The sequence below is a fragment of the Shigella sp. FC1661 genome (genome assembly GCF_001712525.1).
GTDB classification, from domain to species: domain Bacteria; phylum Pseudomonadota; class Gammaproteobacteria; order Enterobacterales; family Enterobacteriaceae; genus Escherichia; species Escherichia coli.
This window is the reverse complement of sequence record NZ_MDGW01000073.1, coordinates 1-9,179: the sequence shown is the minus strand read 5'-3', so window position 1 is coordinate 9,179 and position 9,179 is coordinate 1. Positions and strand designations below refer to the sequence as shown.

7 protein-coding genes, 5 pseudogenes and 1 other annotated feature are annotated in these 9,179 nt (G+C 51.8%); of the genes and pseudogenes, 6 read left to right on the top strand and 6 right to left on the bottom strand.

The window, feature by feature from the left end; translation table 11 throughout:
* Both tnpA and BFF42_RS27545 read left to right on the top strand, forming a co-directional pair.
* Positions 1 to 294, top strand: a pseudogene (gene tnpA, locus BFF42_RS05515) (IS200/IS605 family transposase); the annotation flags it as partial.
* A pseudogene (locus tag BFF42_RS27545) lies at positions 264 to 338 on the top strand (hypothetical protein); the annotation flags it as partial. The pseudogenes tnpA and BFF42_RS27545, both read left to right, overlap by 31 nt.
* Here the strand turns inward: BFF42_RS27545 and BFF42_RS05505 are convergent.
* Positions 335 to 1,658, bottom strand: a pseudogene (locus BFF42_RS05505) (6-phospho-alpha-glucosidase). The pseudogenes BFF42_RS27545 and BFF42_RS05505 overlap by 4 nt on opposite strands.
* Positions 1,658 to 3,274, bottom strand: a complete 1,617-nt coding sequence (locus BFF42_RS05500) for a PTS sugar transporter subunit IIB (RefSeq protein ID WP_073692900.1) — start codon at positions 3,272 to 3,274, stop codon at positions 1,658 to 1,660. The pseudogene BFF42_RS05505 and the gene BFF42_RS05500 overlap by 1 nt, the downstream one beginning before the upstream one ends.
* A gap of 294 nt (positions 3,275 to 3,568) precedes the next feature.
* On the opposite strand from BFF42_RS05500, the gene BFF42_RS05495 reads away from it, so the two are divergent.
* Positions 3,569 to 4,285 carry a GntR family transcriptional regulator gene (locus BFF42_RS05495; RefSeq protein ID WP_001300779.1) on the top strand — a complete coding sequence of 239 codons (717 nt, stop codon included), beginning with the start codon at positions 3,569 to 3,571 and terminating at the stop codon, positions 4,283 to 4,285.
* Here the strand turns inward: BFF42_RS05495 and BFF42_RS05490 are convergent.
* From BFF42_RS05490 to ibpA, 3 genes are all read right to left on the bottom strand, one after another.
* Positions 4,282 to 5,943, bottom strand: coding sequence for a putative transporter (locus BFF42_RS05490; protein ID WP_001279767.1), 1,662 nt, complete (start codon positions 5,941 to 5,943; stop codon positions 4,282 to 4,284). The genes BFF42_RS05495 and BFF42_RS05490 overlap by 4 nt on opposite strands.
* 195 nt (positions 5,944 to 6,138) lie before the next feature.
* Positions 6,139 to 6,567: a small heat shock chaperone IbpB gene (gene ibpB / locus BFF42_RS05485; RefSeq protein ID WP_001243425.1), complete on the bottom strand. Its 429-nt coding sequence runs from the start codon at positions 6,565 to 6,567 to the stop codon at positions 6,139 to 6,141.
* Between the two features lie 111 nt (positions 6,568 to 6,678).
* Positions 6,679 to 7,092 carry a small heat shock chaperone IbpA gene (gene ibpA, locus BFF42_RS05480; protein WP_001243437.1) on the bottom strand — a complete coding sequence of 138 codons (414 nt, stop codon included), beginning with the start codon at positions 7,090 to 7,092 and terminating at the stop codon, positions 6,679 to 6,681.
* Positions 7,086 to 7,158, bottom strand: a sequence feature (ROSE (Repression Of Heat Shock gene Expression) occurs in the 5'-region of heat shock genes and acts as an RNA thermometer to modulate expression.). Its footprint overlaps the gene before it by 7 nt.
* Positions 7,159 to 7,397: 239 nt before the next feature.
* On the opposite strand from ibpA, the gene BFF42_RS05475 reads away from it, so the two are divergent.
* On the top strand, positions 7,398 to 7,730 hold the full coding sequence (locus BFF42_RS05475; RefSeq protein WP_000620888.1) for a YceK/YidQ family lipoprotein: 333 nt from the start codon (positions 7,398 to 7,400) through the stop codon (positions 7,728 to 7,730).
* 1 nt (position 7,731) lies between these two features.
* Here the strand turns inward: BFF42_RS05475 and BFF42_RS05470 are convergent.
* Positions 7,732 to 8,742, bottom strand: a pseudogene (locus tag BFF42_RS05470) (DUF3748 domain-containing protein); the annotation flags it as partial.
* Between the two features lie 115 nt (positions 8,743 to 8,857).
* Between BFF42_RS05470 and BFF42_RS26885 the strand changes: the two are divergent.
* Both BFF42_RS26885 and BFF42_RS05460 read left to right on the top strand, forming a co-directional pair.
* Positions 8,858 to 9,046 carry a hypothetical protein gene (locus BFF42_RS26885; RefSeq protein WP_000957863.1) on the top strand — a complete coding sequence of 63 codons (189 nt, stop codon included), beginning with the start codon at positions 8,858 to 8,860 and terminating at the stop codon, positions 9,044 to 9,046.
* Between the two features lie 9 nt (positions 9,047 to 9,055).
* Positions 9,056 to 9,179: pseudogene (locus BFF42_RS05460) on the top strand (IS91 family transposase); the annotation flags it as partial.

Below are 9,179 nucleotides of genomic sequence, written 5' to 3'. Positions count from 1 at the left end.
CCTCCCAAACTGGCGATATCCAGTCTGGTAAACAGCCTCAAAGGCGTATCGGGTAGGTTACTGCGACGAGATCGACCAGATATTGCAGTCAGGTATTACTACAAAGGCGTTTTGTGGAGTCCTGGCTATTTTGCCAATAGCTGCGGAGGTGCGCCAATATCCGTCATCCGCCAATACATTGAACAACAGCAAACACCTGGTTAGGTGGAAAACCGCGCCTTATATCCCCGCCCTGAAGGACGGGGTTTTACGGCGCACCGGATAAATTTGGTTATGCGCCGTCAGCCGTGCTAAAGAATACGGACCAGCACCCAACGGATGCCAGTCCACACAATTAACGTAACTCTGGCCAGTACGCTTTGTTGGCCTCCAGCAACTCATCCAGAATAGCTTTGGCGACCGAGGCGCTCGGTACCGTTTTCGATAACGTAATCGCCTGCCACAGGTGCTGATATGAACGCTGTTCCCAGGCGTCCACGACCAGTTTTTCCACCGCCACTTGCTGACTCATTAACCCTTTCTGAAACTACGGGATATCGCCGACCACCAGTGGTTCTGGTCCGTTGTGCCCGACCAGACACGGGATCTCGACCATCGCTTCATCATCAAAGTTATGGATTGCCCCGTTGTTAGGCACAATCAGCAACATCCGCTCCTGAGTGTTGAAGGCAATTGCCGCCGCCAGATCGACGATGTATGACGCATGTTCGTCAATCTCCAGCTTGGCCGCCGCTGAATTTCCTGCCGCTGTAATGGCGCGGCAAGCATCGAAAACCTGTTTCTCGCGATGTTCCATTCACCTCATTCGCGCGGGTATGTTCAGGGTTGGAATGCTGAACAACATAATCCGGGAAGAGATAATATTTCAGATAGGTGTTCGGCAATGTATCCGGGTCCAGTGCCTGGACATCCCGCGCTTTTGCATAGGTGTCGTTCCAGCTCGCTTCAGTATGTGTATCTTGCTGCGGTGGAACATAACCGTGCTTAGAGACATATTGCCGCAGCTGGGGCATCAGGTCGTTGCCCTGCAAATCTTCAATTGATGTCCACCAGCCAAAGTGGTTCAGGCCGTAGTAGCGCACGCGCATCTGTTTGCGATCTTGCATCCCAACAATTTGCGCCATCCGGCTTTCAATACCGATTGGCATGTCACAGATGTTGAGGATTTTCGCATTCGGGCGCAGACGACGCGTGGCTTCTGCGACAATTGCTGCCGGGTTGGAGTAGTTGAGCATCCAGGCATTTGGTGAATATTTTTCCATATAATCCACCAGTTCCAGGACGCCGCCAATGGAACGCATGCCGTACGCTATTCCGCCGGGTCCGCAAGTTTCCTGACCAACAACGCCGTGGCGCAGCGGGATTTTTTCATCCAGTTCGCGCATCGGGTATTTGCCGACGCGGATGTGCGCCATGACAAAATCAACGTCGCTGAATGCCACTTCAGGATCGGTGGTGTAACTAAACGCAATGTCCGGCGCTTTCTCTTTAAGGATGACTTTACAGGCTTCGGCAATCACTTCCTGCCGCGCACCATCGTTATCATAAAATTTCAGTGCACGAAGCGGGAAACGGTCCTGATTCGCCAGGAGCATCAACACGATACCTGGCGTAAAGGTGCTTCCACCGCCTGCGACAACCACTGAGAATTTGGTCATTATACTGCCTCCGTAATGGCAACATTTTCTGCTGATTGATGAGAATTAATTAAGCTATCGAGCTGTTCACGCAGCTGGGATACATGCAGACCAATGATCACCTGAATGGCATCGCCACTACGGAAGACGCCGTGCGCTCCCAGCTTTTTAAAGACTTCGTCATCCAGCGTTTGTGACATGTCATGCAGTGCAATACGTAAACGCGTCGCGCAATTGTTAATGCTGGAGATATTGCCGACCCCGCCCAGGGCTTGCAGGATACCGGCAGCCTGATCCAGCTCTTTTTTTGGCTCTGCAGCGGTGGTTTGGCCTCGCGAGGCTTTGTATTCGGCTTTTGAGTAGAGTTTCACTTCCGCATCTTCACGTCCCGGCGTGCACATGTTGAATTGCAGAATCAGTGTGCGGAAAACCACGAAGTACAGCAGGGTAAAGCACAACCCAATGGCGATTTGGGTCAGCATCATATCCGCGTGGTTGCTGAACATCGGGATCCAGTTTTGCGGTAAAACCTGGTCAATCAGACCTCCGCCCACGTTGCCCACCACACCAAAGAGATACATCACGGTCGACATTGAGGCCGCCAGCACGGCGTGTACCGCAAACAGCAACGGTGAAATGAACAGGAAGGTAAATTCCAGCGGTTCGGTAATTCCCACCAGCATGGCGGTTAAGGTTGCGGGAATCAGCAAGCCCGCCACTTTTACCCGATTTTCCGGTGCGGCAGTGAAGTACATCGCTAAAGAAATGCCCACGGCACCAAAGATTTTTGAGTTACCGTGCAGGGCAAAACCGCCTTCCGGGAACAACGATTTCAGCGGCTCGGCGCTCAGACTGAACTCTTGCAGATGCTGCGCCCAGTACATCTGAATGCCGCCTTCAACAGCTGCCGGACCAAAGATAAACTGTCCGTAGATGAAGTGGTGTAAACCGGTTGGGATCAGAATACGTTCGAGGAAGGTGTAAACCCACACCCCAAGTGCACCCGCCGAACGCAGGAACGCTTGCAGAGATTCAATCCCCATTTGTACTTTTGGCCAGCCGAGCAACGTCAGCCAGGCACAGGGGATCATCACCAGGAAGGCGATAATCACCACATAAGACGTCCCCTGGAAAATGCCGAGAAAAACCGGCAGTTTTTTATCGAACAGACGGTTATGCAGCGCCGTCACAATGCCGGAAATGATAATTGCGCCGATAATGCTGGTATCGAGGGTTTTAATCCCGGCCATCATTGTCAGACCGCTACCTGCCACCGCGTCCTGAGTGAAATCGACGCCGAAGTAGCTTCCCCAGGTCATTCCCATCGCGTTGATGAAATAGTTCCAGGTCAGGAAACTCACCATCACCGCCAGACAAGCACGCCCCTGCGCTTGCTTAGCAAGGCCAATGGGTAAACCGACAGCAAAAATCAGCGGCATATTACGGAATACCGTCCAACCGCCCTCTTCAATAATGTGTACGATTTGCGCGAATAAACTGTTCGGATCGGTCAGTGATTCCCCGACAAACATCGGGTTTTGCAGCAAGATGGCAAGACCCACCACAATCCCGGCGAAGGGAAACAGCAGCACTGGCGTGAACATCGCGCCGCCAAAGCGTTGAATTTGACTGAGCATTTCCACATCCTCTTTTCTCAATTCTGTAAGTAGGAAGCCTGATTGGTTATGCGGCAGGCCTGGAGCGAGGATAGGAAGATGCGATCGGCAGAACATGACGACCCAATGGGATTCGTGATCGCTTTCATGCTTTTCGTTGGGCGGTAGAGATCTACGTTTTCGCGAAAAAGTAGACATCTGTGAGCACTGGTACACAGCATCGAACACATCTTTAAAAAAAGATGTTTTTTCAATCGATTAAGCAGAACTTGTGGGCGCATTACCCGGGCTTGCAGGCAAAAAAGAGATCTAGAGATGATCTACAAAAGCATTGCGGAGCGGTTAAGAATTCGACTTAATTCCGCGGATTTCACGCTAAACAGCCTTCTTCCCGGTGAAAAAAAGTTGGCGGAAGAATTTGCAGTATCCCGGATGACCATCCGTAAAGCGATTGACCTGCTGGTAGCGTGGGGGCTGGTGGTCCGCCGCCACGGCAGCGGCACTTACCTGGTGCGCAAAGATGTGCTGCATCAAACCGCCAGCCTGACCGGACTGGTGGAGGTGTTAAAACGGCAGGGAAAAACGGTCACCAGCCAGGTGCTGATTTTTGAAATCATGCCTGCGCCTCCGGCCATTGCCAGCCAGTTACGGATTCAAATCAACGAGCAGATCTACTTCTCCCGTCGCGTTCGTTTTGTGGAAGGGAAACCGCTGATGCTGGAAGACAGCTATATGCCGGTTAAACTGTTCCGTAATCTTTCGCTGCAACATCTGGAAGGGTCGAAGTTTGAATATATTGAACAAGAGTGTGGGATTTTGATTGGCGGTAATTATGAAAGCCTGACGCCGGTGCTCGCCGATAGACTGCTGGCGCGGCAAATGAAGGTAGCGGAACACACGCCACTGCTGCGGATCACCTCGTTGTCATATAGCGAGAGCGGGGAGTTTTTGAATTATTCAGTGATGTTCAGAAATGCCAGCGAATACCAGGTGGAGTACCATTTACGGCGACTCCACCCGGAAAAGAGTTAACCGATACTCCAGAAGAGCACCGCCAGTAATTGGGGGGTGATAATTCGCAGAAACATCACTAACGGATAGACAGTGGCGTAAGAGAGCGCCGCCGCACCACTGGTTGGATGAAGATTATTAGCAAACGCCAGCGCCGGAGGATCGGTCATGGAACCTGCCAGCATCCCGCACATGGTCAGGTAATTCATTTTGGCTAACATCCGCGCCAGAATGCCAACAGTAATCAGCGGAACGGCGGTGATCAGGGCACCATAACCAATCCAGCTTAGCCCTTCGCCATTGACCAGGGTATTCACAAAATCCCCACCAGATTTCAGACCAACGACCGAGAGGAACAGCACGATCCCCAGCTCCCGCAGCGCGAGGTTGGCACTTGGCGGCATAAACCAGTACAGCTTGCCGATACTGCCGATACGCCCGAGGATCAACGCCATAATCAGCGGACCGCCCGCCAGCCCCAGTTTCAACGCGGCCGGGAACCCAGGCACAAAGACGGGAATAGAACCTAACAATACGCCAAGCCCGATGCCAATAAACACTGGCAGCATCTGAACCTGTTGCAGTTTTTGCTGCGCATTCCCCAGCACATTGGCAACGGCATCAATTGCGGACGGACGCCCCACCAGATTGAGGATATCGCCGAACTGCAGGCTGATATCGCCACTGGCGACCAGTTCGACCCCGGCACGGTTCAGGCGCGAGATAACAACGTCATAGCGTTCTTTAAAGTGCAGGTCGCGAATACGTTTTCCGAGCACGTTTTCATTGGTGACCACCACACGCTCGACGCGCAAATCAGTGCCTTTCGTGGACAGCGAAGTATCGACCTCCTGACCAATCACCAGTTGCGCATTATGTAAATCCGCTGGCTGCCCCACCAGATGCAGCAAATCGCCCAGTTGGATAATGGTATCTGGCGAAGGAACTTTTAGGGTTTCTTCGCGTTTCAGACGCGAGCAGATAATTTTGTCGCCGTTGAGAATCGGTACATCTTTAATGGCTAAATCATGCAGGTTAGGGTTCTCAACGCGAATATTGATAGTCTTGATCAGCGCGCCGCCATTGGTGCGTGAAGACTCGTGCTGCTGAGCTTCTGTCTCGACATTGACGCGGAAAATAACCCGCAACATCCACATGGTGAACAAAATCCCGCAAATGCCGAATGGATACGCCATCGCGTAACTCATCCCCATCTGATCGACCATTTCCATTGGTGTACCCAGGTCGCGCAAGATCTGCTGCCCTGCCCCCAGCGCTGGCGTATTGGTAACCGCACCGGAGAAAATCCCCATCACTACCGGCAGTGGAATATCAAACAGTTTATGCAGGATGGCGGTAACCAGACCACCGATGATGACGATTAGAACAGCAAACAGGTTGAGGCGTAATCCGGAGACGCGCAATGAGGCAAAGAAGCCCGGCCCTACCTGAATCCCGATGGTATAAACGAACAGGATCAGGCCAAATTCCTGAATAACATGCAGCATATCGCTACTTAATGTCATCCCCGCCTGAGAAACAAAATGGCCGACGATGATCCCACCAAACAGCACGCCGCCAATACCTAATCCTATGCCGCGAAATTTGACGTTGCCGATAAACAAACCGACGACTGCCACCAAAGCCAGAATACTGACCGTTAATGCTATATCACTCATCGTCCATTTCTCTTGAGATAACATTTTAATTGCTACGGATTATGGCTGAATCGGTGAAGCAGATTTGCCTTATAGCGCACATTATCACGGGAAAGAACGTGCCGAAATATCTTAAACAGTCGAAATTTAACGCATTGTTGAAGAAGAAAGACAAAAAAAGCCCCACCAGAATGGCGGGGCAAAGAGAATAGCTAGTTAGCTATTTAACGCGGGACGTTCGCTGATAGCGATACGCTGCGCTGCGATCGGTTCAGGCTCATTACGAATTAAATCAATATGCAGTAAACCGTTTACGAAGGTTGCGCCAGAGACTTCCATATTTTCAGCCAGCGTAAAGCTCAGGCTAAATGGCTGATTCATAAGCCCTTGATGCAGCCATTTTTTCTCTTCTTTTGGCTGCTCCGGCGTGCCTTTTACGCTCAGGCGCGTACCTTCCAGTTGAATCTCTAAATCTTCCTGACGGAAACCTGCCAGCGCAAGGGTAATGCGGTAGTGGTTATCGTCGCTTTTCTCAATGTTGTACGGCGGGAAGCTCTGGCCTTCACCGGCGTTTTGCAGTGCGTTGGCCAGTTTGTCAAAACCGATCCATTGACGCATCAGTGGGGATAAATCGAAGTTACGCATAGTCATTTCTCCTTCTAAGAAGCGAGTAAGTACCTGCAAATCCGAAGATTCGCATATGCTCCCTGACGGCGAGCATGGAGATGTCAGGCCGCGTCAGGCGGCCTTAGGGAATTAGTTGATTTCGATACGGCGCGGTTTTTTCGCTTCCGGAATCACGCGTTCGAGATCGATATACAGCAAACCATTTACCAGGTTAGCCCCACGAACATGAATGTTCTCAGCTAACTGGAATTTGCGTTCAAAGTTGCGTTCAGCGATGCCCTGGTACAGATAGGTGCGCTCTTTTTGTTCGTCGGCGTGAGCACCTTTCACCACCAGCAGATTATCCTGGGCAGTAATTTCCAGTTCGCTCTCAGCAAAACCAGCCACAGCGATAGCAATGCGGTAATGGTTTTCGTCTACCAGTTCAACGTTATACGGAGGGTAGCCGCCATTACTCTGGCTCTGGTTGTTTTCTAAGTGGTTAAACAAACGGTCAAATCCAATAGCAGAACGGTAAAGCGGGGATAAATCAAAGTTACGCATAATCAATAGCTCCTGAAATCAGCGAGAATGTAATACCTTCCACAATGGACAGGTCAGGTAGCCAGAACACCCATCAGGCGCGTCCTCATCGGCTACGATGTAAAAATGGGTCTGGAAATGAACTTTTCAAGCCTTATCAGCGGACTTTTTTTTGCAGTTTATGGTCTATTGCATAGACTGAGGGGGCAGCACGAAACGTTAAAGTGCGATAGCCGCCACAGTGCGACGTAATGATGATGTTATTTTCAGCAAGGGATCGCTATAACTCATCAGGCCAACACCCACGATCAACAGATGAATTTATTATGATAAGAAATGTGTTGTTAGCGTTCATGATATGCAGCGGAATGACATTACTCGGAGGATGCTCCAGCGTGATGTCCCATACCGGAGGGAAAGAAGGAACGTATCCCGGCACCCGCGCCAGCGCAACCATGATTGGCGACGATGAAACCAACTGGGGCACTAAGTCGCTGGCGATTCTCGATATGCCGTTTACCGCTGTGATGGACACGCTTTTACTGCCGTGGGATGTGTTCCGCAAAGACAGCTCGGTGCGCTCACGCGTTGAAAAAAGCGAAGCCAACGCGCAAGCCACCAATGCGGTTATTCCACCGGCCAGAATGCCTGATAACTGATTTAGCGATCAGTTTCGGTGATCCACAGCTGGCCGCCTTCCATCCACGCCAGCCATTGACCATCCGGCGAGAAGACCACGGCGTCCGCAGAAGGTGGATTGGCGTGGTTTTCGGTTAAATACTCAACCTCGCCACTTTGCGCATGGGCACAAGCAATTCGATTATCCAGCACAAAGCCCAACCATTCTCCTGACGGATGCCAGTTAAATGCAGACTGAATATCCGTTTTGTTATGGGTTAACTGGCGCGGCTCGCCGCCCTGTGGCGAGATAAGCCACAGTTGCACAATGCCGTTATCATCACGCATTAAAAACGCGATTTGCGTACCCTGCGGATTACAGCGCACCCAGTGGCGCGGGACGTTGACTAACCCCGGATAAGCCCGATGGTGGGTAAAGGTTAAACGTCGCTGCACGACGCCGCGCGGTGGCGCGGGCAGGGTGGTTTCCGTTCCACTTAACGGCGCATCACCTGCCGCTTTCCAGCCAGCTTCATCTTGCGGTAACTCAACGATAAACAGCTCCGGCACTTTCTCGCCCTTTGGCGAAAGTGTGTCGCCAATAAACGCCAGCGCGTGATTTCCTACCCATCCTTCTTCATAAGCACGATTGATTTCATCGCTGCCAGGCTGCGGCGTGGGCGTGGTTTTACTCACCAGCACGCACCAGTGGCTACCGCTGTATTCACGCGGATGCTGCTTTTGTACGTTGACCGGGCCAAACGGCGCAGCAACACCGACGTTTCGCAAATCCAGCGCCGGATCGAGTTCATGCATTACATGGTCGTTATAGGTAAAGCTCACCCTTTCACCGTTCGGGCTAAAGACATGCACATGGCTGCCGCCGCGCAGCGCTCCTGGCGTATACGGCGCGGTAATATCCATTGCATCGAGATTGCTCACCTTGCCGCCTTCAGCAATGACTCCGCGTCGATGATGGAAATCGTAATACCATGTTTCATCAGGATTTTCCGGGCCATGGATGAAAACATATTTCTCTGACTTCGGATGAACCACGGCAGCCTGACGGCTGCAAATTGAAAACCGCCCCTGTTCGTCCTGTTGTTGCCGCACGCTCCGCAGAATATGTATGCTCTGAGGACCTGTTTTATTAAGGACTCATCCTCTTATGTTGACCCGCAAAAGTATAGTTCCCGTTCTGCTCTCTGTTGGTGCTGAGAAGCTCTCACAACGTGAATGGGACTGGATGAAGATGCTCAAACCCATGGACCCACCACCTGCGATGGTCGCGGCCTCCATCCTGGAGCGCCGTGGCGACACAGCAGCCCTTACCCGGCTACAGGATACCGGGGGTTAATCCGTCCTCATGTTGTCCGCTTTTACTCCCCGATCGCTGAAACGCCTGTTCACAGCCAACCAGTGCTGGACGTCCTTCCTGGATGCGGGCGGTCTGCGCGATATCGGGGTTGAGGCTGTCACAAAAATGCTGG